Annotated in this window: 17 protein-coding genes; 6 read left to right on the forward strand and 11 right to left on the reverse strand. The window is 60.1% G+C overall.

Annotated elements, in window-relative coordinates; translation table 11 throughout:
• Positions 1-28: 28 nt before the first annotated feature.
• The gene (locus J3P79_RS14135) at positions 29-808 is read left to right on the forward strand and encodes a TSUP family transporter (protein ID WP_434603391.1); all 780 of its coding nucleotides are present in this window, start codon (positions 29-31) and stop codon (positions 806-808) included.
• Here J3P79_RS14135 and nudC read toward each other — a convergent pair.
• From nudC to J3P79_RS14175, 8 genes are all read right to left on the reverse strand, one after another.
• Entirely contained in the window at positions 776-1,606 is an 831-nt protein-coding gene (nudC, locus tag J3P79_RS14140) for an NAD(+) diphosphatase (RefSeq protein WP_434603393.1), read from the reverse strand. The genes J3P79_RS14135 and nudC overlap by 33 nt on opposite strands.
• A 6-nt stretch (positions 1,607-1,612) precedes the next feature.
• Positions 1,613-2,425 (reverse strand): crotonase/enoyl-CoA hydratase family protein, encoded by an 813-nt coding sequence (locus tag J3P79_RS14145; protein WP_434603395.1) that lies wholly within the window; start codon positions 2,423-2,425, stop codon positions 1,613-1,615.
• Between the two features lie 213 nt (positions 2,426-2,638).
• A complete protein-coding gene (locus J3P79_RS14150; protein WP_434603397.1) occupies positions 2,639-4,129 on the reverse strand; it encodes an efflux transporter outer membrane subunit in 1,491 nt (496 codons plus the stop codon).
• Positions 4,126-7,230 (reverse strand): efflux RND transporter permease subunit, encoded by a 3,105-nt coding sequence (locus J3P79_RS14155; protein WP_434603399.1) that lies wholly within the window; start codon positions 7,228-7,230, stop codon positions 4,126-4,128. The genes J3P79_RS14150 and J3P79_RS14155 overlap by 4 nt, the downstream gene beginning before the upstream one ends.
• A gap of 169 nt (positions 7,231-7,399) precedes the next feature.
• Positions 7,400-10,495 carry an MdtB/MuxB family multidrug efflux RND transporter permease subunit gene (locus tag J3P79_RS14160; protein ID WP_434603401.1) on the reverse strand — a complete coding sequence of 1,032 codons (3,096 nt, stop codon included), beginning with the start codon at positions 10,493-10,495 and terminating at the stop codon, positions 7,400-7,402.
• Positions 10,492-11,808, reverse strand: a complete 1,317-nt coding sequence (locus tag J3P79_RS14165) for an MdtA/MuxA family multidrug efflux RND transporter periplasmic adaptor subunit (protein ID WP_434603403.1) — start codon at positions 11,806-11,808, stop codon at positions 10,492-10,494. Before J3P79_RS14165 ends, J3P79_RS14160 begins: the two co-directional genes overlap by 4 nt.
• Positions 11,809-11,998: 190 nt before the next feature.
• The gene (tpx, locus tag J3P79_RS14170; RefSeq protein ID WP_434603405.1) at positions 11,999-12,499 is read right to left on the reverse strand and encodes a thiol peroxidase; all 501 of its coding nucleotides are present in this window, start codon (positions 12,497-12,499) and stop codon (positions 11,999-12,001) included.
• A gap of 108 nt (positions 12,500-12,607) precedes the next feature.
• A complete protein-coding gene (locus tag J3P79_RS14175) occupies positions 12,608-13,279 on the reverse strand; it encodes a DUF3313 domain-containing protein (RefSeq protein ID WP_434603407.1) in 672 nt (223 codons plus the stop codon).
• Between the two features lie 338 nt (positions 13,280-13,617).
• Between J3P79_RS14175 and J3P79_RS14180 the strand changes: the two genes are divergently transcribed.
• From J3P79_RS14180 to J3P79_RS14200, 5 genes are all read left to right on the forward strand, one after another.
• Positions 13,618-14,073 carry a DUF2599 domain-containing protein gene (locus J3P79_RS14180; protein ID WP_434603409.1) on the forward strand — a complete coding sequence of 152 codons (456 nt, stop codon included), beginning with the start codon at positions 13,618-13,620 and terminating at the stop codon, positions 14,071-14,073.
• A gap of 77 nt (positions 14,074-14,150) precedes the next feature.
• On the forward strand, positions 14,151-15,176 hold the full coding sequence (locus tag J3P79_RS14185) for a halovibrin HvnC (protein WP_434603411.1): 1,026 nt from the start codon (positions 14,151-14,153) through the stop codon (positions 15,174-15,176).
• Between the two features lie 96 nt (positions 15,177-15,272).
• Positions 15,273-16,199 carry a halovibrin HvnC gene (locus J3P79_RS14190; RefSeq protein ID WP_434603413.1) on the forward strand — a complete coding sequence of 309 codons (927 nt, stop codon included), beginning with the start codon at positions 15,273-15,275 and terminating at the stop codon, positions 16,197-16,199.
• Between the two features lie 180 nt (positions 16,200-16,379).
• Entirely contained in the window at positions 16,380-17,765 is a 1,386-nt protein-coding gene (locus tag J3P79_RS14195; RefSeq protein ID WP_434603415.1) for a hypothetical protein, read from the forward strand.
• Positions 17,766-17,816: 51 nt separating this feature from the next.
• The gene (locus J3P79_RS14200) at positions 17,817-18,740 is read left to right on the forward strand and encodes a halovibrin HvnC (protein WP_434603416.1); all 924 of its coding nucleotides are present in this window, start codon (positions 17,817-17,819) and stop codon (positions 18,738-18,740) included.
• 150 nt (positions 18,741-18,890) lie between these two features.
• Here the strand turns inward: J3P79_RS14200 and J3P79_RS14205 are convergent, their stop codons facing one another.
• Genes J3P79_RS14205 through J3P79_RS14215 form a run of 3 tightly spaced genes read right to left on the reverse strand, consistent with a single transcriptional unit; the run spans position 18,891 to position 22,048 of the window.
• Positions 18,891-19,688, reverse strand: coding sequence for a transglutaminase family protein (locus tag J3P79_RS14205; protein ID WP_434603418.1), 798 nt, complete (start codon positions 19,686-19,688; stop codon positions 18,891-18,893).
• A complete protein-coding gene (locus J3P79_RS14210; RefSeq protein WP_434603420.1) occupies positions 19,685-20,635 on the reverse strand; it encodes an alpha-E domain-containing protein in 951 nt (316 codons plus the stop codon). Before J3P79_RS14210 ends, J3P79_RS14205 begins: the two co-directional genes overlap by 4 nt.
• A gap of 3 nt (positions 20,636-20,638) precedes the next feature.
• Positions 20,639-22,048, reverse strand: coding sequence for a circularly permuted type 2 ATP-grasp protein (locus tag J3P79_RS14215; RefSeq protein WP_434603422.1), 1,410 nt, complete (start codon positions 22,046-22,048; stop codon positions 20,639-20,641).
• Between the last annotated feature and the right edge of the window lie 51 nt (positions 22,049-22,099).

The following is a 22,099-nucleotide window of genomic DNA, read 5'->3' on the forward strand; positions in this document are numbered from 1 at the left end:
TCTGCGCCCTGCCAAATAAGCCCATTCCATGCCTTTTGAACTCAGCGTTGACCTCTCCACCCTCGCTATCCTGGCCGTTGTGGCGTTCATCGCCGGCTTCATCGACGCCATCGCCGGCGGTGGCGGCCTGCTCACCACGCCGGCCCTGTTGACCGCCGGCCTGCCGCCGCATTTGGTGTTGGGCACCAACAAGCTCAGTTCGACCTTTGGCTCGGCCACGGCCAGCTTTACCTTCTACAAGCGCAAGCTGTTTCACCCGCGACAGTGGACCCACGCACTCGTCGGCACGCTGATCGGCGCCTTGGCCGGCGCCGTCGTCGCCCATTACCTGCCCGCCGAGTGGCTGAACAAAATGCTGCCGGTCATCGTTTTTGCCTGCGGCCTGTACCTGCTGTTCGGCGGCACGCCCAAGGCACCGCTGGACAGCAATGCGCCGATCAAGAAGACCTGGCAGTCGCCGCAGGGCTTTACCCTTGGCTTCTATGACGGCGTCGCCGGTCCGGGCACGGGCGCGTTCTGGACCGTCAGCAGCCTGCTGCTCTACCCCATCGACCTGGTCAAGGCCAGCGGCGTGGCCCGCAGCATGAACTTTGTCAGCAACATCGCGGCGCTGTCGGTGTTCATCTTCTCGGGCCAGGTGGATTGGATCATCGGGCTGAGCATGGGCCTGTCGGTGATGGTCGGCGCGTTCTTCGGCGCGCGCACCGCCATCAGCGGCGGTGCGAAGTTCATCCGCCCGGTATTCATCACCGTGGTGCTGGCCCTGACCGTGCGCCTAGCCTGGCAACACTGGTTCAGCATGGCCTAAGCGACGGGCCACGTAGAGGTCGATCAAATACCGGGCGATCGAGCGTGAGGCAGGAAGCGGTGGCAGGTCGTGGACGTTGAACCATTGTGCGTCTTCGATCTCGTCTTCCTGGGGCACGATGTCGCCGCTGGCGTATTCGGCGTGGAAGCCCAGCATCATCGAGTGCGGAAACGGCCAACACTGGCTACCCACATATTGGATGTTCTTCACTTCGATGCTGACTTCCTCGCGGACCTCGCGAACAAGGCAGTCCTCGGCCGACTCGCCCGGCTCGGCAAAGCCCGCCAAGGTGCTGTAGACGCCCGTGACGAAACGGGGCGACCGCGCCAACAGGACTTCATCGCCACGAGTGATCAACACGATCATGCTGGGTGAGATCCGCGGATAATGCCGTAGCTCGCAGGCATCGCAATACATCGCCCGCTCCCGCGGGACCTGGCCCATGCGCTGGCCGCAACTGCCGCAAAAACGATGTTCGCGAGCCCAGGTGCCGATCTGCGCCGCGTAGCCCAACACCTTGAACAGCGCGTGGTCGTCTTCGAGCATGAACGCCCGCAAGCCTTTCCAATTACAGCCGGGAATGTCCAGGGCGCTGTGCAGTTCCAGCAGGTAGACCGGCTCGCCATCGAGATGGCCGATTCCATGCTCGGCAAGGATCGACAGGTCCTGGCGCTTGAGCCAGTCGCGTGGAAACAGCGCGCCGTTGTCGTCGTACAAAAAACCTTCCGGGCTTCGGGCCACGGCCCAGCCGCCGGGAAGGTCGGTGTCGAGTACTGCGGTGGTCCAGCGTGAAATCATGATCGATCAATCCAGAAATTCAGGTTTCTGTTTGCTCATATGGGCGGCCATGGCCACGCGCAGGTCATTGGATTGCAGCATGGCGGCGTTCCACGTGGCGACGTATTCCAGCCCGTCGTCGATGCGGTGGTCGCGCATGTAGCTGATCATTTCCTTGGTGCCGGTAACGGCGATCGGCGACTTGGCGGCGATGTCCCGGGCAATGCCCATCACACCGTCGAGCAAGTTGGCGGTATCGCGGTAGACACGATTGACCAGGCCAATGCTGCGCGCTTCGTCGGCACCGAAGGTGCGCCCCGTATAAGCGAGTTCACGCAGCATGCCGTCCCCGATGATCCGGGGCAAGCGTTGCAATGTGCCAACATCGGCCGCCATGCCGATGTCGATTTCCTTGATCGAGAACTGCGCGTCCTCGGCGGCGTAGCGCATGTCGCAGGCGGAAATAAGGTCGATGGCGCCACCCAGGCAATAGCCCTGGACCGCCGCGAGTACCGGTTTGCGACAGTTGTCCACGGCATTGAACGAGGCTTGCAGCTGTAGGATCTTGCGCCGCAGTACCCGGGCGTTACGGCCCACATCCTTGCCCAATTCGTTGGCCACGCCGGCCAGCATCATCAGGTCGATGCCTGAAGAGAAATGCTTGCCGGCACCGCTCAAGACCACCACCCGTACTTCATCGGTATCGTCGACCCATTGAAAAATGTCGACGATTTCGCTCCAGAACGCCGCGTTCATGGCGTTGATCTTGTCCGGTCGATTGATTTGCACATGGGCGATGTTGTCTGCAAGTTCGACGTTGAACGCTTGGTATTGCGACATGGCAGTGTCCTTTGACCGGTTGGAAGAGGCCTGAACTATAACAAGCGATCACGATTGGACGTAGGCAGTGCATCGGCCAAAAGCGGGACTGACCCCACCGCAACCCCTGTGGGAGCGAGCTTGCTCGCGATGGCGGTGGTTCAGTTAGTGGAAATGTTGCCTGGGCTGGCGTCATCGCGAGCAAGCTCGCTCCCACAGGAACTGCGGTGCATATCAGTCCGCTGCCGCCTGATCGTTCGCCTCCAACTGGCCATCCCAACCACCGCCCAACGCGGCAATCAACTGCACACTGGCAATCAACCGGCTCTGTTGCAGGCTCAGCACGCTGCGTTCGTTGCTCAGGGCAGTAGCCTGGACGGTGACCACGTCGAGGTAGCCGATCAGGCCTGCCCTGTATTGGTTCTGCGTCAGGCGCAAAGACTCGCGGGCCGCGTCCAGCGCCTCCTGGCGGACGCGGGCTTCGTCCTCGAGCACCTTGAGCTGGATCAGGTAGTTTTCGACTTCGCGGAAGCCGTCGAGCACGGTCTGGCGATAGGTGGCGACGGTCTGGTCATAGGCCGCGACGCTGCGGTCGACCTCCGCCGAGCGCTGGCCGCCGTCGAACAAGGTCATCGCCAGTTGCGGGCCGACCGACCAGAAACGGTTCGGCACGCTCACCCAATTATCGTAGGTGCTGCTGCTGTAGCCACCGCTCAGGCTCAGGGTCAGGTCCGGGTAATAAGCGGCCTTCGCCACGCCGATGTTGGCATTGGCCGCCATGACCGAGCGCTCCGCCGACGCGATGTCCGGACGCCGTTCGAGCAATTGCGACGGTAGTGCCACCGGGACCTGCGGCAGCGCCGGGATGTCCTGGGTCTCGGCCAGGCTGAATTCGGCAGGCGGCAGGCCGATCAGCACGGCGATGGCGTTTTCGAACTGCGCACGCTGCCAGATAAGGTCGATCAGGTCGCCCTGGGTGGTCTTGAGCTGGTTCTGCGCCTGGGCCACCGCGTCCTTGCCGGATACGCCGGCACGGTACTGGTTTTCGGTCATTTTCAGCGAGCGTTGATAGTTGTCGACAGTGGTCTGCAACAAGCGCTTCTGCTGGTCGATCACCCGCAACTGCAGGTAGTTCTGCACCAGCTCCGATTGCTGGCTCAGGCGCATCGCCGCCAGGTCGGCAAAACTGGCCTGCGCGCTGGCTTCGTCGGCTTCAAGGGTGCGGCGCAACTTGCCCCACACGTCCGCTTCCCAGCTCACGCCGGCCTGGGCGCTGTAGGTGTCGCGGATGCCGCTGGAAGAACTGCTCAGGCTCGAACTGCTGCTGCCGGTGCCTTGGCTGGAACGGGTCTTGCCAACCGTGAGATCGACCGTCGGAAAGAATGCCCCGCGAGCACTTCGCGCCAAGGCCTGTGCCTGACGGTACTGGGCTTCGGCCTGGGCCACTGTCTGGTTGGAGGTGTTGAGTTTTTCCACCAGTTCGTTGAGACGGGTGTCAGCGTAGAGCTCCCACCAGGCGCCACGGGACAGGGCATCGCTGGGGTTGGCCTGGCGCCAACCTTGGGCTTCCTTGTATTGCACGGGTGCGGCGGCCGACGGGCGCTGGTAATCCGGACCGATCGCGCAGGCACTGAGCAGTGCCACGCACAGCGCCAGGCTCAGGACACGCGAGCCACGGGCGGTCGCCAGCGGTGCGACGAGGTTGAAAAGCGAACGATCGGTCATAGCGGAGTTTCCAGGGCAGCATCAGTGCGCACCCCGCGCCAGCGGTTGAAGCGATGGCGCAGGTTATCGAGATAGAGGTAGACCACCGGCGTGGTGTAGAGCGTCAGGACCTGGCTGAACACCAGCCCGCCGATGATGGTCAGGCCCAGCGGCTGGCGCATTTCCGAGCCTTCGGCGGCGCCGAGCAACAGCGGCAAGGCACCGAGGATCGCCGCCAGGGTGGTCATGAGGATCGGCCGCAGCCGTAGCAGGCAAGCGCTGCGAATCGACTCCAGGGGCGTTTGGCCGGCGCGCTCCAGTTGCAGCGCAAGGTCGATCATCAGGATGGCGTTTTTCTTCACCACGCCGATAAGCAGGAACAACCCGAGCAAAGAGATCAGGCTGAACTCGCTACCTAGCACGTAGATCGACAGCAACGCGCCCACCCCCGCCGAGGGCAAGGTGGAAAGGATGGTCAGCGGATGTATGTAGCTCTCGTAGAGCACACCCAGCACCAGGTACACCGCCAGCAACGCCCCGAGGATCATGAACGGCTGGCTTTTCTGGGTCGCGGCGAATGCATCGGCGGTGCCGGCCATCTTCGCGATGACGTCCTCGGGCATCCCGAGCTTGGCAATCGCCCGCTCGATCGCCGCGGTGCCCTGCTCCACCGTGACGCCTTCGGCCATGTCGAACGAAATGCCTTCGGAGGCGAACTGGCCTTCATGGCTGACCCGGTCGTCTTCCAGGCTGTTTTCATAATGGGCAATCGTCGACAGCGGCACTCGTGCGCCGTCGGCGGTGATCACCTGGACCTGCTCGAGCGTATTGGGGTCCTGGGCATATTTGGGATTGACCTCCATGACCACCTGATACTGGTTGAGGCTGTCGTAGATGGTCGAGATCTGTCGCTGGCTGTAGGCGTTGTTCAGCACCGAAGTGACCATGTTCATGTCGATGCCCAAGCGCTTGGCCTGGTCGCGGTCCACGATCAGCGTCACCTGCTGCGCCCCGCCACCGTCGCGGGCGTCGATGGCGGTCAGCTCCGGCAAGGCGCGAAAAGCGGCGACGACCTTGGGGTACCAGGTGCGCAGCGACGCCAGGTCCGCGCTTTGCAGGATGTAGGAATACTGCGACGTGGTCTGCTCACGACCGCCACCGAATTGCAGGTCCTGGTCGGCCATCAGCATCAATTGGGCGCCAGGCACCTTGGGCATTTCCTTGCGCAAGCGCTCGATGACCTTTTGCGCGGAAATCCTGCGTTCCTTGATAGGCTTGAGGCGCACCAGCATGAAGGCGTTGTTGGTGCCGTTGTTGCCACCGATGAACCCCGCCACGCTCTGCACCGCTTCGTCCTTGAGCACCGCGCGACGGAAGATTTCCATCTTCGGCTGCATCACGTTGAACGACAGCCCGTCGTCGCCGCGCACAAAGCCGATCAACTGGCCGGTGTCCTGCTGCGGCATGAAGGTTTTCGGCACCACCACGTACAGCGCGATGTTCACACCGATGGTCACCAACAGGCTGAGCAAGGTCAGGCGTCTATGACGCAGCACCCAGTCCAGGCTGCGGGCGTAACCCCGGACCATGCGCTCGTTGAGGCCGTGGCTCCAGCGCTGCAGGCGGTTTTCCTGCCCTGGCACATGAGGCTTGAGCCATCGCGCACAGAGCATCGGCGTAAGCGTCAGGGACACCACCAGCGAGACCACGATGGCAGCCGCCAGGGTGATGGAAAATTCACGAAACAGACTCTCGACGATGCCGCCCATGAACAGGATCGACAGGAACACTGCCACCAGCGAGGCGTTCATCGACAACAAGGTGAAGCCCACTTCCTCGGCGCCGAGGTAGGCCGCTTTCATCGGCGGCACGCCTTCATCGATGTGCCGTGAAATGTTTTCCAGCACCACGATGGCATCGTCCACCACCAGCCCCGTGGCGAGGATCAACGCCATCAGCGACAGGTTGTTCAGCGAGAATCCATAGACATACATCACCGCGAACGTGCCCACCAGCGACACCGGCACCGCCAGCGTCGGGATCAGCGAAGCGCGGAAACTGCCGAGGAACAGGAACACCACCAGCACCACCAGGGCCACGGCAATCAGCAGGGTCATTTCCGCTTCGTGCAGAGTGGCCTTGATTACCGGGGAGCGGTCCATGGCCAGGTTCAGCTTGACGCTGGCGGGCAGTACCGCTTGCAGGGCCGGCAGTTGGTTCTTGATCTCGTTGACGGTCTCGATGATGTTGGCGCCGGCCTGGCGATTGATCACCAACAGCACGGCGGCGTCATCGTTGAAGAACCCGCTGTTATAGCGGTCCTCGACGCCATCGCTGACCTTTGCCACGTCCTTGAGCCGCAATACCGAGCCGTCCTGATAGCGGATGACCAGCGTTTCGTAGTCCTTGGCCTTCTCCAACTGGTCGTTCGCCTGGACTTGCCACATGCGCTCGTCGTCTTCGACCGATCCCTTGGGCCGGCGCACATTGCTATTGGCGATCGCGGTGCGTACGTCGTCCAGCGCCACGCCGTACTGGTTGAGCAGTTGCGGCTCCAACTCGATGCGCACCGCCGGCAGGGAACTGCCGCCAATCTGCACTTCGCCGACACCGGCCACCTGGGACAGGCTCTGGGACAGGATCGTCGAGGCAAGATCATAGAGCTGGCCTTTCTCCAACACATCGGAGGTCAGCGAAAGCACCATGACGGGCGCCTGGGACGGGTTGACCTTCTTGTAGGTGGGCATGCTGCGCATGCCGCTGGGCAGCAAGTTCCGCGAGGCGTTGATGGCCGCTTGCACTTCCCGGGCCGCGCCGTTGATGTCGCGGTCCAGGTCGAATTGCAGGATCACCCGGGTCGAGCCCTGGCTCGAGCGGCTGCTCATGGTGTTGACCCCGGCGATGGCGCCAAACGAGCGTTCCAGCGGCGTCGCCACCGTGGAAGCCATCACCTCGGGGCTCGCCCCCGGCAGGTTGGCCTGGACCACGATCACCGGAAAATCCATTTGCGGCAGCGGCGAAACCGGCAGCAAGCCAAAGCACACGCCGCCGAGCAGCATGATGGCGAAGCTCAGCAGCATCGTCGCCACAGGACGACGGATGAAGGGGCCGGAGAGGTTCATTCGCAGCGGCTCCAGACGTCAGGCGACTGGCCGCGAGAAATGGCTGGTTCTTCGTGGCGAGGGGATTTATCCCCGCTTGAGTGCTCAGCGCTCACAAAAAGGGCCGCTGCGCAGCCCAGCGGGGATAAATCCCCTCGCCACAAAAGCTCCTTGTGGTTCAGGGATTGCGTCATATCTGCACCTCTTTCTCCTCAGGCCTGGCAAACCGGCGCCCCAGGCGATCGAAGTAAAGGTAGATCACCGGCGTGGTAAACAGCGTCAACACCTGGCTCACCAGCAACCCGCCCACCATCACCAGGCCCAACGGCTGGCGCAACTCGGCACCGGAGCCGGTGGCGAGCATCAATGGCACAGCGCCAAACAGCGCCGCCAGGGTGGTCATCAGGATCGGCCGGAAGCGCAACAGCGCGGCCTGATAGATCGCGGTATGCGGGTCCATGCCCTGATTGCGCTCGGCGTCGAGGGCAAAGTCGATCATCATGATCGCGTTCTTCTTGACGATGCCGATCAGCAGGATGATGCCGATGATCGCGATCATGCCCAGGTCATTACCGGTCAGCATCAACGCCAGCAATGCGCCGATGGCCGCAGAGGGCAAGGTGGAAAGAATCGTGATTGGATGAATGTAGCTCTCGTAGAGCACGCCCAGCACGATGTACATGGTCACCACCGCCGCCAGGATCAGCAGCAGGGTGCTCGACAGCGACGCCTGGAACGCCTGGGCCGCGCCCTGGAACTCGGTCTGCACGCCGACCGGCATACCGATGTCCTTCTGCACCTTCTCGATGACATCCACGGCGTGCCCGAGGGCTACACCCGGCGCCAGGTTGAACGACATCATCACCGCCGGGAACTGGCCGATATGGGCAATTGCCAGCTGCGCCTGGCGCTCTTCGACGCGGGCCAGGCTCGACAGGCGAACTTGCCCGCCGTCAGTGGTCTTGACGTGGATCTGGTCCAGCGCCTGCGGGCCGATCTTTTCCCCGGCCTGGGCTTGAAGCACCACGCGGTACTGACTGGCCTGGGTGTAGATGGTGGAAATCTGCCGCTGGCCGAAGGCGTCGTAGAGCGCATCTGTGATATTCGATACGGACACGCCCAGTCTCGATGCCGCGTCGCGGTCGATCACCAAGTAGACCTGCAAGCCCTTGTCCTGCAAATCACTGGCGACGTCGGTGAGTTCCGGTTGTTGGACCAGGGCTTCGACGAGCCGCCCGCTCCAGAGGCTGAGCAACTCGGCATCCGGCGACGACAGGCTGAACTGGTACTGGGTGCGGCTGACCCGATCTTCGATGGTCAGGTCCTGCACCGGTTGCATGAACAGCCGGATGCCCACCAGCCGGTCCAGCTGCGGTTGCAGGCGGGCGATGATCTCGCTGGCGCTGTCGTCCCGTTCGCTGTGGGGCTTGAGGTTGATCAGCAGCCGTCCGCTGTTGAGCGTTGCGTTGTCGCCGTCCACGCCGATGTAGGAAGACAGGCTCTGCACCGCAGGATCGGCGAGGATGACCTTGGCCAATTGCTGCTGGCGCTCGCCCATCGCGGCAAAGGAAATCGATTGCGGCGCCTCGGAAATGCCTTGGATCACGCCCGTATCCTGCACAGGGAAAAATCCCTTGGGCACGGCCAGGTACAACACTACCGTCAATACAAGACTGCCCACCGCCACCAACAGCGTCAGCGGCTGGTGCTTGAGCACCCATTGCAACTTGCGCCCGTAGGCGGCGATCAACCAATCGATCCAGGCGCCGCTCGCGCGGTAGAAACGGCCCTGCTCCTCTTCCTTAGGCTCACGCTTGAGTAGTCGGGCGCACATCATCGGCGTCAGGGTCAGGGACACCACCAGCGAAATCAGGATCGCGACCGCCAGGGTAATGGCAAATTCGCGGAACAGGCGACCGACCACGTCCGCCATGAACAACAGCGGGATCAGCACCGCAATCAACGACAGTGTCAGGGAAATCAGGGTGAAGCCGATCTGCCTCGCGCCCTTGAGCGCGGCCTGCATCGGGCTGTCGCCCTTCTCGATGTAGCGGGCGATGTTCTCCAGCATGACGATGGCATCGTCCACCACGAAACCGGTGGCGATGGTCAGGGCCATCAGTGTCAGGTTGTTGATGGAGAAACCGGCTAGGTACATGACGCCGAACGTACCGACCAGCGACAACGGCACGGCCACCGATGGAATGATCGTGGCGCTGACCCTGCGCAGGAACAGGAACGTGACCATGACCACCAGGGCGATGGCGATGAGCAATTCATGCTGAACGTCGGTAACCGAGGCACGGATGGTCTGGGTGCGGTCGGTCAGCACGGTAACGTCCAGGCCGGCCGGCAGGTTGTCGGTGATGCTCGGCAACATGGCCTTGATCCGGTCCACCACTTCGATGACGTTGGCTCCGGGCTGGCGCTGGATATTCAGGAGCACGGCCTGGTTTTCATTGGCCCAGGCGGCGAGACGCTCGTTCTCTGCGCCATCGATGATCTCGGCGACGTCCTTGAGTCGCAACGGCGCGCCGTTGGCGTAGGCCAGGATCAGTTCGGCGTAGTCCTTGGGCGAGGTCAGCTGGTCGTTGGCATCGAGCATCGAGACCCGGGTCGGACCATCGAAATTGCCCTTGGGCTGGTTGACGTTGGAGGCGCCGATCAAGGTGCGCACATCCGCCAGGTTCAAGCCCGCGGATGCCAGCGCTTCGGGGTTGACCTTGATCCGCACGGCCTGGCGCTGGCCGCCGGCGATGGTCACCATGCCGACGCCGCTGATCTGGGCGATTTTCTGCGCCATGCGCGTGTCCACAAGGTCGTTGAGCTTGGGCAACAGCATGGTCTTGGAAGTGATTGCCAGGGTCAGGACCGGAGTGTCGGCGGGGTTGACCTTGTTGTACACCGGGGGCGCCGGCAAATCGTCGGGCAGCAGATTGCTCGCCGCGTTGATCGCGGCCTGCACCTGCTGCTCGGCAACGTCCATGTTGATGTCCAGGTTGAAGCGCAGGGTAATCACCGAGGCGCCGCCGGAGCTGGTGGACGCCATCTGTGTCAGGCCGGGCATTTGTCCGAACTGGCGCTCCAACGGCGCGGTCACGGCGCTGGTCATCACGTCAGGGCTCGCGCCCGGGTACAGCGTCATGACGCGGATGGTCGGGTAGTCGACCTGGGGCAACGCCGACACCGGCAGCAACCGATAGGCAATCAGGCCGGCCAGGACAATGGCCAGCATGCTCAGCGTGGTGGCGACCGGGCGAAGGATGAACAGCCGCGAGAGATTCATGCGCCGCCCTTTTTCGCCTTGTCGGCCACGGCCGGCTCAGTCGGGGCCGCAGCGGTCTTGCCTTGCAGGTGCTCGGTCGGCGTGGTGGGCACTTCCTGGCTGTCGTTGACCACTTCCACCTCGCTGCCCTCCTTCAAGCGGTCAGTGCCTTCGAGCACCACCCGGTCGCCGGCGGCGAGGCCCTCGATGACCACGGTCTTGTCGCCATCGCTGGCGCCGATCTTGAGCTTTTTGATGGTGACTTTCCTGTCGCCGTCCAATGCATAGACGAACGTGCCGTTGGTGCCGAACTGAATCGCAGCGGTCGGCGCCAGGACCACACCTTTCAACGTGTCCGCGAGCAGGCGCACGTTGACAAACTGGTTAGGGAACAGCGACTGGTCGCGGTTCTCATAGCGTGCCTTGAATTTCAAGGTGCCGGTGGTGACATCAATCTGGTTGTCCAGGCTTTGCAACACGCCGCTGGCCTGGAGCTTGACATCGCCACGGTCCCAGGCCTCGACGGGCAGTTTCGCCCCGCTGCGATAGCGGGCGAGTACGGTTTCAAGGTTGCTTTCCGGCAGCGTGAAAGCAACGCTGATGGGTTGGGTCTGGGTAATGACGGCCAAGGCCGTGGTGTCGTTGGCCGCCACCAGGTTGCCAACATCCAGTTGACGCAAACCTACGCGGCCGCCGATCGGCGCGCGGATCTTGGTGAATTCCAGGTTGAGCTTGGCGTCGTTGACCGCCGCCTGGTTGGTCTTGACCGTGCCCTGGTATTGGCCCACCAGCGCAGCGGCGGTGTCGAGGGTCTGCTTGGCGATGCTGTCTTCAGCGTACAGGCCGCGATAACGCTCGAGGTCGACCTGGGCGTTCTTCAACTGGGCCTGGTTTTGCAACAAGGTGCCTTCGGCCTGGAGCAAAGCGTTCTGGTACGGACGAGGATCGATCTCTGCCAGCAAATCCCCGGCCTTGACCATCTGCCCTTCTTCGAACGCGATCTTCACCAACTCGCCGCCCACGCGGCTGCGTACGTTGATGGTATTGAGCGCCGTGACCGTGCCCAGCGCCTTGTAATACAGCGGGAAATCCCCGGTGACCGCCGGTGCCACCCGAACCGGAATCGGTCCCGTCGCACCGCCGAAGCCCGGTCGCATGCCGCCCGAGCGCCCCATCTGTCCGGCCGCGCCCTTCTGCCCTGCTTCATTTTTCGAGTCGATGCCGGCAGGCCAGAACTTCCAAGCCAGCAAGGCAACGGCCAGCAGGATGAGCAGGCCGAACAGCCAGCGACGTGATTTGCGGGAAACGGAGGATTGCATTGAATGGTCAACCATTGGGCGCGTGGGGTTCTTCTACAGGAGGCTGAACGATAAGCACTGGCGGATATTTAGCAAAGCGCCTTTACCGGCAATTTACCTTGCGCTTACCTTTCGCCTACTCGGCTAAGGCTTTGAAACACAAATGAAAACGGCCTGGGCAGGCCAGGCCGTTAACAATTGTAATAAATACTTTGTTTCGGAACAGTTATTTCAGGATTGCGAGCGCCGCATCGTAGTTCGGCTCTTCAGCGATTTCCTTGACCAGCTCGCTGTGCAGTACGGTGTCGTTTTCGTCCAGAACCACCACGGCGCGGGCAGTCAGGCCTTTGAGCGGGCCGTCGGCAATGGCAACACCGTAGTTCTCGATGAACTCGGCACCGCGCAGGGTGGACAGGTTCTGTACGTTCTCAAGGCCTTCTGCACCACAGAAACGGGCCTGGGCAAACGGCAGGTCGGCGGAAATGCACAGCACCACGGTGTTATCCAGGTCGTTGGCCTGGGCGTTGAACTTGCGTACGGAAGTGGCGCAGGTCGGCGTGTCGACGCTCGGGAAAATATTCAGCACCTTGCGCTTGCCGGCGAAGTCCTTCAGGGAAACGTCCGACAGATTGCCGGCGACCAGGGAAAAGGCTGGCGCCTTGGAACCGGCTTGTGGCAGTTGGCCGTTGACTTGGACAGGGTTGCCTTTGAGGGTGACTTGAGCCATGAACGGATTCCTTCTGACAGGTTTGAAAATAGTGAGGCCGGAGTTAACCATGAAATGGTGCTCCGACCTATGGCCGCACACAAAAAGTCACGGATCCGGTTCGACGCGTTATCTGGCCTTGAGCTGCGTAAACGCTTTATTCAAATCCGATGCCCAGCCATCGATGACGCCTTTGACGTCATCTGGCTTCATGACTTGAGAATCGTTTGACAAGGGTTTCCCCGTGCCCTTGCGCACGACCTGGGCGACGACGGCATGGCTCTCGCCATCAATAAACACCGCCTCGGTACCCAGCGTGGTTTCCTGGTCCCGGATGCCGCTCGCGGTACTGACAGCAGCGGCCACCAACGCGATCGGAATCACCTCATAGGGCTTCAAGCCCTCGGTCTTGCTGCTGACAGCGGTGATCGCGGCCCGCATCACCAAAGTCCCCGGCCCGGGACTGGTCGCCAGGGGCAAGGTCTTGCTCGCTTCGCGCTTGAGTGCCTGGTCGTAATAGCTGGTGATACCGGACAACGTGCCCGCGGGGATCTTCACTGTCGGTTGCGGCTTGGGGTACAGCTGCGTCGGCTCGATATACACGCTGGTGTATTTGCTCAGATCGATTTTTGGATCGACCCAACGCATCACCGCAGCACCGGATGGTGACTTTTCTTCCTTGAGCCGGCTGTAGTCTCCCAGGAATCCAGAGTACTCGTCCGGTTGGGTGACTTTGCTGGAGCAACCCATCAACGCGAGCGAAGCGATGCAAACAGTGCCGATCATGGAGGCGAATTTCATGCTGTTACTCCTGTGGGCCACACCCCGACGGGGGCGGCACTACAGGTATAGCCAACGATGTGAAAAAGATAAAACCAGGCTCCAGATAACCGTCTCGCCAAGGATTACGACGAACGGAATGGAAATCCCCCTTTTTCAGCAAACCACCTGTCAGAACTGACAGTAGTCAAAGCCCGACACCAGCGGTTAGATGGAAGCAATTGCAAGGTGGAGAAACGATGCGCGTGGCAGCGGTTACTTAAGAAACATCGCCCCCCCATAGTCGCCCGCCCTGACGTTTACTTACCAGCGCCAGCGGTGCCACCTCAAGTGACGTCCAACAGCCCCAGTGGTGTCCCATGAACACTTCATTGCATTACGCTATTCATTCGACGATGCGCGCGTGCCTCACCGCGCTGCTGAGTATCGCCCTGATACTCCATATCGGATCGGCCTCCTCCGCACCCGCCGACAGTTTTATGCAAACCGTGGAGCGTTGCACCAAGTACATCGAAAGCGCGCAATGGATGTATCGAAACTATGAGTGGTCGCTTTCCATCACGCCCACAGCCTGCGCAAGACGAACGCCGCCGGAAGGAACCGCCTACTTATGGGACGAACTCAGTCGCGATTATTCCAACCATCGCCTCTGGAGCAACACTCACGGACTTCGGCATCAGCTGATCTGCCATATCGTCATCGCTAAGGACAAGCCAGAGTGGAACCTTGAGCCATGGAGACCCGACGTGGGTTACAGACTAACCGAGGCCGCAGGCTGTAACCACAGCGCACCCTTGCCTGAAATTGCCCCTTGATTCCTAGTTAGAAAAACGACCATGCACGCATCTTAAAATGCTCGTTCTGCCGGGATATCTTCAAGCTTTCCGTCGATATGAATACAGTTTCCAGCGGGACTTTCAAGCTGCTCGACGCGCTTTTCCGCGAGGAATCCGTCATGTACAAATCAAATATTTTTACCGCCTGCTTTATTATTACACTCATGCTTGACTGCGCGCATATCATGGCGCAACCACCTCGCCTGAGCTTCAACAATGGCGTGCAAACAGTCAATGGGCCTGACACCGCCGCTTATCTGACAACGCTCTACAATCGCAAATTTGACAACTGCAACAAACTCGATTCCAGACCCGCATTCCTTTGCTCAGGCGTGACGCTCAGGCTCACGATAAAAGCCCCCAACAATGATTATAAAGCCTGGGAACCGAGCCCCACCGCAACAGCCAAGGATGGAGTGTCCTTTTCCTACCTTAGAGCAGACACCAACTTCAGTCATTTTGGAGGCATCTATCAAAACGGCTTTTTCATCTATCCTGTTCTCGAGACTCCGGCGGACAAGCGCCAATTGCTTTATATGTGTTCGTACCCCATGGACGGCTGGACGCAAAGTCGAACTAAACTTTGCGGCCCCCACCAGGACTGGCCTGACCATAGCAACTTATGCCATACCTACGCACCGGACTATGATGCGCGGGCGTGGGTGTACGTATGGACATACCCTTTCGGCGGCGATAATAAAGAAGCCATCCGGCAATGTGGGTTCGACGTCACCGACGAGCGCGACGCACTGAGCGGGCCTGCGTTCAGAGAATCCCTACGGGCAAGGGAGTTGCTAGCGGCAAAGTCTCCCGGCTATGCCGACAAGGTATTTCACGATCACAATGAACTCATTATCAAGGCTTGGCCTAAGGGACAACCCAATGCCTTGCCCATTCTGGCTTTTTTCTATGTCAACGGGTTTAGCGATGGGCTGGCCGATGCTCGTTACAACCAACGCGATTACTGCAATTCGACCAACCCAAAAATCCTGATTCCGATTATCCGCCTGACGCCCGCCCTCGATCTCAACGGCAACACGTACTTCACTTATTACGCAGCGGACCAGGTTGGCTGCGGTTAACTCGGAAAGAACCAAGAAACCGTCGGCGAACTATATTCATGGCGCGGTGCAACGTCAATCCTGTGCCATTTATTTCCCCACTTGGGAGCATGGATCATGGACAAGATATTCACCGCGCTATTATTCATCTTTATGTTCAGCAGCACCCAGGCCGAGCCCATCATCAAAGACCTCGGCCATACTCAAGTCATCATGGGCTCAAGCACCGCCGAGTTTTTGAATACGCTATACAACCGACGGTTTCCAAATTGCCACAATTCCGAATCCATGCCCGCATTTCTCTGCTCTGGAGTCGTACTCAGGGTGACGACAAAAGATCCTGACAACACATATAAAGTCTGGGATCCAAGTCCAACATCACAAGCAACGGGGGGCGTTTCGTTTTCTTATCTACGAGCGGATTCCAATTTCGGAATACTGGCTTGGGGGAACACTAATGGTTATATTCTTTACCCTGCGTTCAGCGCTCCGGCTGGAAAAATCAAGCTGGAATATTTATGTTCCTACCCGATGGACGCGCATGGTTGGCGTCGAAGCCTGAAAGAGGTGTGTGGACCTCATCCGGAATACCCAACCCAAAGCGTGTCGTGCCAAGTCGCTGGAGTCTCGACTGCGCAGCAATGGCTGGCCGTCTGGAAAAGCCCAGGAGTAAATCCAAACATCCGTCAATGCGGATTCGACGTCCGTGATGAGCGAAATCAACTGGCCGGCCCTGCGTTTTACAGCTCATTGCAGGCCAAAACCTTGCTCGGCGCGGAGGGCTTCAATCAATGGAATGAAGTCATCATTAAACGCTGGGGGCCAGGCCAACCCAACACTTATCCCATCATGGCTTTCTTCTATATTCCTGGAAACTCCAGTGTGGCGCTGGCCGATGCTCAATACAACCAGCTCGATTTCTATAATTCGACCCAACCTAAAATTTCGGCCCCTATCATCCGCCTGAGGCCCGGGGTCAGTCCGACGGACATGGCTAAGTTCTACTTTGACCCCGCCGATCAGGCTGTGCAATTGCCAGATTGAATACGCGCACGGGGTGGTATCGAAGGCTGGCGGTGCTTCATTTGCTGATGAAACTTTTTGCCCTGGCGTTCCTGGCCCCTGTCAGAGTTGACAGTAGCCAAAGCTATTTGCAGGAGATTTGATAGGACAACCCGCCAAGACGATAAACCTGATCATGCTTGGCAAATAGGAGCAGGCGAAATGACTAGCCGGAACGAAGACAACGATATCTTGGACATTGACCGCGTCATCATCACGGGGATGGTGTCAGTTGTGCACCCAGAGAGCCCACACGGAGGCGTTCCGCTTCGTTTGCTGCCAAATGGGACGCTACCATTGCTGGTCCAGCCCTGGCTCGGGCAGGCCCCTTATGATGACGCCCGTCTATTGCTGGGCAATTCCGACACCCCAGTCCTGAACAAGACCCTTCAGGTGGGGGAAGAAAATCGGGACTTCACGCTGCAACTGCCGGGTGCCCTGCTGAGCAATGGTATCAACCATATCCGCTTGAGCGTACTCCGTGCAGGCAATACGGAGCCTGAAACATCACTGCCTTTGACCGTCCTGTTCCACCGTCCACAGCCGGGCGGAGAGGTCTCTACGCCCGGCGACAACCCTAACTTGTCCCTGAACCTGCCACCCGATGTCATCGCCAATGGCGTGAACGCGGCTATGGCCGCCCAAGGAGTGATCGTTACCCTCAGCTACCCCTACATGAGGGATAGAGACGTCATCACATTGGATCGCGACAGCCAGGAAATGTCTTACCCTGTCAGTGCCAACGAGGCGGCGGCCGGCAAAGTCGACATCATCCTGCGGACCGCCGACTTCTGGCAAGACAACCCCAGGTTCGCCTTGCGCTTCAGGATCACGGACCAGTTGGGCAACACCAGCGGCCCGCAAGCGATCTGGTCGAGAACCACTTACATCGATGTGCATATTCGGCAACCGGCACTCGACCTCACAAAACCGAGGGTATTGGAGGCCAAGGAGCTCAACGGCGAGCGCCTGAACTTCGAAAGGGACTTTTACGATGTGCAATTCGCCACTGTCGAAGTGAAATACATCGGGTCGGCTCCCGGGCAGACGGTAAAGGTGAGTTGGCGAGGGCGTAACGCGACCTACGGCAGCGAGATCCAGACCGTATCGTTTGCCGGGCAGACCCTGAACTTCCAAGTGCCCCGCAACGAAGTGGTCGACTGCATCGGTACCGGTGCAGAGATCAGCTATACCGTCAGGCTGCCCGGCACGACGACGGATATCCCTTCGAAAAACCTGGACATTACGGTCACCGCACAAATGCACCTGCTACGGGAACCAACGTTGAACGACAGTAAGACCAACCTCAGGGCATATCATCCGACGCTGGGCATGCCCCATACCGCACGAGCGGCCCTGTTCGGCGTGACGACCCACTACGGCGAAGAAATTCGTATCACACCCGGTACCAGTCAAACCGACCTGGCCATCCCCCCATCCTGGATAGCCGAAAACCGGGGGCGCCTCATCATGGTCAACTGGACGCTCAGAGAAACCGGCACCAACACGCCGATTATTTTTTCGTGGTTTCTAAGACTGACTGCCTGACGCGATCATTTCACCTGGCAAACGCTGATGTCTCTGGACTTGAGGTGGACCGTGCGTAAATTCATGACTGTGCTGGTCATTGGACTAATGGTCGGCTGCGGGCAGGTCGCGACACGGCCGCCTGAAGCAATCGACATCAACGGCGTCCATGTTCTTGACGGCCCGGGGGTCGCCACTTTCCTCACCACGCTTTATGCGCGCACGTTTCCCAATTGCAACAACTCCAACTCCCAACCCTCGTTTCTTTGTTCAGGGGTGACAATCAGAGTGACGGTAAAAGACCCGGCCTACAAAGTCTGGGACCCAAGCCCGATCTCAGTCAAAAGTGGCGGGGTATCGTTTTCATACTTACGCAAAGACAGCAATTTCGGCCGATTGGCATGGGGGGCTGGTAATGGCTACATCCTGTACCCGATTTTCGAGGCACCTCAAGACAAGATTGATCTGGATTACCTGTGCTCTTATCCAATGGATGCGTGGAGCTGGCACCGGAGCCTGACCGAGGTATGCGGCCCTCACAACGATTATCCCGTTGAAAGCAAATTGTGCCAGGACGCTGGCGTAACCACCGCCCAGCAGTGGTCGGCCGTCTGGAACAGACCCGGAGGTAATCCTAATTTGCGCCAATGCGGTTTTGATATAAGTGATGACCGAAATCATCTCGCCGGGCCTGCGTTCTACCAGTCATTATTGGCCAAAGGTTTGATAGGTGCGACCGGATTCAATGGGCACAACGAAGTGGTCCTCAAGACATGGGTATCAGGGCGGCCGAACACTTTTCCCCTCATGGCGTTCTTCTTTATTGCGGGAGGCGCCAACGCAGGGTTGGCCGATGCTCAATACAACCAACGTGACTTCTACAACTCCACCAACCCGAAAATTATCGTGCCGATCATTCGTGTCACGCCGGCGAACAGTGCCACCGAAAGCGCAACATTCACCTACGTTGCCGCAGATCAGGTAGTCACTCAATGAAGGAGCGCTATTTCAGGAATGGGGCGATGGCAATATTCAAGATGGACAGTCGAACGTGACGTCCTCGTCGTGCAAGCTCGCTCCTACATGGTCCACTGTCGGAGCGAGCTTGCTCGCGATGAAGACCTTCAAGGCTTCGACGAATTTTAGCTATTGATGCTGCACCTGCACCATCGAACTCACCTGAACTCTCGCCTGCATCTGCTCCGCCCCGCCTCCCCGGCGCATGCCGCGTACCGGGCAGGCGTCTAGATAGTCCAGGCCAACCGCCAGTTTCAAGTGACGGTCGGGACGGGTCAGGCGGTTGGTCACGTCGAAGCTGTACCAGCCGTCATCCAGCCAAGCCTCGGCCCAGGCGTGGCTTGCCAGATGGTTCTCGTCCTCGGTACACAGATAGCCGGACACATAACGCGTCGGCACGCCGAGGCTGCGGGCGCAGGCCACGAACGCATGGGCGTGGTCTTGGCAGACACCGGCCCCACCGGCGAACGCTTCTGCCGCCGTGCTGCTGACGGCCGTGGTTCCGGGGCTGTAGGGCATTCGATCGGCGAGGCCGTTCATCAAATCGGTCAAGGCAGCACGATCACGTCGCGTTCCGCATTGCGCCGCGGCGAACGCGCTGAGGCCGTCGTCGGCCAGGGTAAGGCGACTGGTGCGCAGAAACGGCAGCGGTGACTGGTCATCGGGCTCCATTTCGACCGTCTGGTTGATCTGCACCTCGCCATATGCCGTCAATATCAGCGCGCCGTGGGGCTCATCCATGGTCATGACGTGCAGAATGTTGCCGTACGGGTCGAGCTGGCTGCGCACCAGGCGCGGTAATTCCAGGTGCCATTGCAGGATGCGCTGGCGCGGGGTGTCCTTGGGCGTCAGGCGCAGGAACTGGATACTGGTGCAGACCTCGTCGGCATAGCTATAGGTCGTGTCGTGGCGTATGGACAGTTTCATACCACCTCCAGATAGGACTCGTGGACGGTCTGGCCCAGATGCCGGATCTGGCCAATCAGCTCGGTCAGCCACTGGTGCAGGCCCGAGGCAAGGATCTCGTCAATCCCGGAATACCGCAGCCGCGCATTCAATTCCGCAGCCAGGCGCTGGGCAGGTCGGCCGTTGTTGCCCGGCAGGCTGGCGAGGATAAGGTCCAGTTCTTCAATGCAGGCGTGCAGCGAGCGCGGTACGTCGGCCCGCAGCAGCAACATTTCCGACACCTGCTCGGCGTTGGGTGCGTTGCGGTAGATCTCGTTGAAGGCCTCGAACGAAGACAACGCACGCAGCAATGCGCTCCATTGATAATAGCCGCGCGCCGAGTTGTCGCTGACCTCCTCCGATTCCTCGCCGAACATTTCGTAGCGCGCGTCCAGCAACCGCAAGGTGTTGTCGGCCCGCTCGATGAACGTCCCCAGGCGAATGAAACAGTAGGCATCGTTGCGCATGATCGTGCCCGACGTCGCGCCACGGAACAGGTGGGAGCGCTCCTTCACCCACTCGCAGAAATGGCTGATGCCGTAGCGCCCCAGGCCGTTGCTGGCGATGTTGCGCATTTCCAGCCAGGTGGCGTTGATGTTCTCCCACATGTCCGCGGTGATGCGTCCGCGCACCGCATGGGCATTGGTCCGCGCCGCCCGAAGGCAGCTGTAGATGCTGCCCGGATTGGTTTCATCCAAGGCGAAAAAATGCAGCATGCGCTCGGTGTTGAGCGCGTCATAACGGGCGTTGTAATCGTCCAGCGTACCGGCCGCCAGCAGCGACATCGCCAGCTCGGCCTGGCCGTCGCCGCGTCCGGCCTGGGGCATCAGCGACAGCGAATAGCTGACTTCGAGCATGCGCGCCAGGTTTTCGGCGCGCTCCAGGTAGCGGGACATCCAATAGAGGTCCGAAGCGGTTCTTGAAAGCATGTCTTAGTCCTCCACTACCCAAGTGTCTTTGGTGCCGCCGCCCTGGGACGAGTTCACCACCAGCGAGCCTTCGCGCAGCGCCACGCGGGTCAGTCCACCGGGCACCAGGCGGGTTTCCTTGCCGGACAACACGAAAGGTCGCAAGTCGATGTGACGAGGGGCGATACCGCTTTCGACAAAGGTCGGACAGGTGGAAAGACTCAAGGTCGGCTGGGCGATATAGGCCTCCGGACGTGCCTTGAGGCGGGCGCGGAAATCTTCGATCTCCGCTGCGGTGGCCGCCGGCCCGACCAGCATGCCGTAGCCGCCGGAGCCCTGTGTTTCCTTGACCACCAGGTCCGGCAGGTTCGCCAGCACGTGGGACAGATCCTGGGGCTTGCGGCACTGCCAGGTCGGCACGTTCTTCAGGATCGGCTCCTCGGTCAGGTAGAAACGAATCATGTCGTCGACGTAAGGGTAGATCGACTTGTCATCCGCCACGCCCGTGCCGACGGCGTTTGCCAACACTACATTGCCTGCACGGTAAACCGAGATCAGCCCCGGAACGCCGAGCATGGAATCTGGATTGAAGGACAGTGGATCGAGGTAGGCATCGTCCAGGCGGCGATAGATCACATCGACCTGCTTCGGTCCGGCGGTGGTGCGCATATAGACGTGGTCGTCACGCACGAACAGATCCGCGCCCTCCACCAGTTCCACGCCCATTTCACGAGCCAGGAAGGCATGTTCGAAATAGGCGCTGTTGAACCGTCCGGGAGTCAGGACCACGGCAGTCGGGTTGTCCAACGGGCTCGAGCTCTTGAGGGTGTCGAGCAACAGGTTAGGATAATGATCGATGGGCGCCACGCGCTGGGCGGCGAAGAGTTCAGGGAAGAGCCGCATCATCATCTTGCGGTCTTCGAGCATGTAGCTCACGCCACTGGGCGTGCGCAGGTTGTCTTCCAGCACGTAGTAGCTGCCATCGCCATCACGAACCAGGTCTACGCCCGCAATGTGGGCGTAGATGCCCCGGTGCAGGTCCAGGCCCTGCATCGCAATCTGATAGCCCTCGTTGGCGAGCACTTGCTCGGCCGGGATGATGCCTTCCTTGAGAATGCGCTGGCCGTGGTAAATGTCGGCCAGGAACATGTTCAGGGCCCGGACCCGCTGGATGCAGCCACGCTCGACCATTTGCCATTCGCTGGCCTTGATGCTGCGGGGGATGATATCGAATGGGATCAAACGCTCGGTGCCCTGCTCGTCCCCATAAAGCGTGAAGGTAATGCCCGCCCGGTGAAACAGCAGGTCGGCTTCACGGCGGCGTTGTTCCAGCAGCTCCAGCGGCGTGTCCGCCAACCAGCGCGAGAAGGCTTGGTAATGCGGGCGGCAGTCACCCTTCGCGTCGTACATTTCATTGAAAAAAGCGTGGGGCATAGCCTACTCCCAGCCGTGTCGTACACGGCATTTCTTATTACGTCGTCATTC

It is taken from the genome of Pseudomonas sp. R1-7, from assembly GCF_051132105.1.
Classification (GTDB): Bacteria; Pseudomonadota; Gammaproteobacteria; order Pseudomonadales; family Pseudomonadaceae; genus Aquipseudomonas.

What these genes read in the sequence shown, in the direction of transcription:
- J3P79_RS14135 (WP_434603391.1), top strand. Translation starts at nt 29, where the DNA reads ATGCCTTTTGAACTCAGCGTTGACCTCTCCACCCTCGCTATCCTGGCC.
- nudC (WP_434603393.1), bottom strand. Translation starts at nt 1,606, where the DNA reads ATGATTTCACGCTGGACCACCGCAGTACTCGACACCGACCTTCCCGGC.
- J3P79_RS14145 (WP_434603395.1), bottom strand. Translation starts at nt 2,425, where the DNA reads ATGTCGCAATACCAAGCGTTCAACGTCGAACTTGCAGACAACATCGCC.
- J3P79_RS14150 (WP_434603397.1), bottom strand. Translation starts at nt 4,129, where the DNA reads ATGACCGATCGTTCGCTTTTCAACCTCGTCGCACCGCTGGCGACCGCC.
- J3P79_RS14155 (WP_434603399.1), bottom strand. Translation starts at nt 7,230, where the DNA reads ATGAACCTCTCCGGCCCCTTCATCCGTCGTCCTGTGGCGACGATGCTG.
- J3P79_RS14160 (WP_434603401.1), bottom strand. Translation starts at nt 10,495, where the DNA reads ATGAATCTCTCGCGGCTGTTCATCCTTCGCCCGGTCGCCACCACGCTG.
- J3P79_RS14165 (WP_434603403.1), bottom strand. Translation starts at nt 11,808, where the DNA reads ATGGTTGACCATTCAATGCAATCCTCCGTTTCCCGCAAATCACGTCGC.
- tpx (WP_434603405.1), bottom strand. Translation starts at nt 12,499, where the DNA reads ATGGCTCAAGTCACCCTCAAAGGCAACCCTGTCCAAGTCAACGGCCAA.
- J3P79_RS14175 (WP_434603407.1), bottom strand. Translation starts at nt 13,279, where the DNA reads ATGAAATTCGCCTCCATGATCGGCACTGTTTGCATCGCTTCGCTCGCG.
- J3P79_RS14180 (WP_434603409.1), top strand. Translation starts at nt 13,618, where the DNA reads ATGAACACTTCATTGCATTACGCTATTCATTCGACGATGCGCGCGTGC.
- J3P79_RS14185 (WP_434603411.1), top strand. Translation starts at nt 14,151, where the DNA reads ATGAATACAGTTTCCAGCGGGACTTTCAAGCTGCTCGACGCGCTTTTC.
- J3P79_RS14190 (WP_434603413.1), top strand. Translation starts at nt 15,273, where the DNA reads ATGGACAAGATATTCACCGCGCTATTATTCATCTTTATGTTCAGCAGC.
- J3P79_RS14195 (WP_434603415.1), top strand. Translation starts at nt 16,380, where the DNA reads ATGACTAGCCGGAACGAAGACAACGATATCTTGGACATTGACCGCGTC.
- J3P79_RS14205 (WP_434603418.1), bottom strand. Translation starts at nt 19,688, where the DNA reads ATGAAACTGTCCATACGCCACGACACGACCTATAGCTATGCCGACGAG.
- J3P79_RS14210 (WP_434603420.1), bottom strand. Translation starts at nt 20,635, where the DNA reads ATGCTTTCAAGAACCGCTTCGGACCTCTATTGGATGTCCCGCTACCTG.
- J3P79_RS14215 (WP_434603422.1), bottom strand. Translation starts at nt 22,048, where the DNA reads ATGCCCCACGCTTTTTTCAATGAAATGTACGACGCGAAGGGTGACTGC.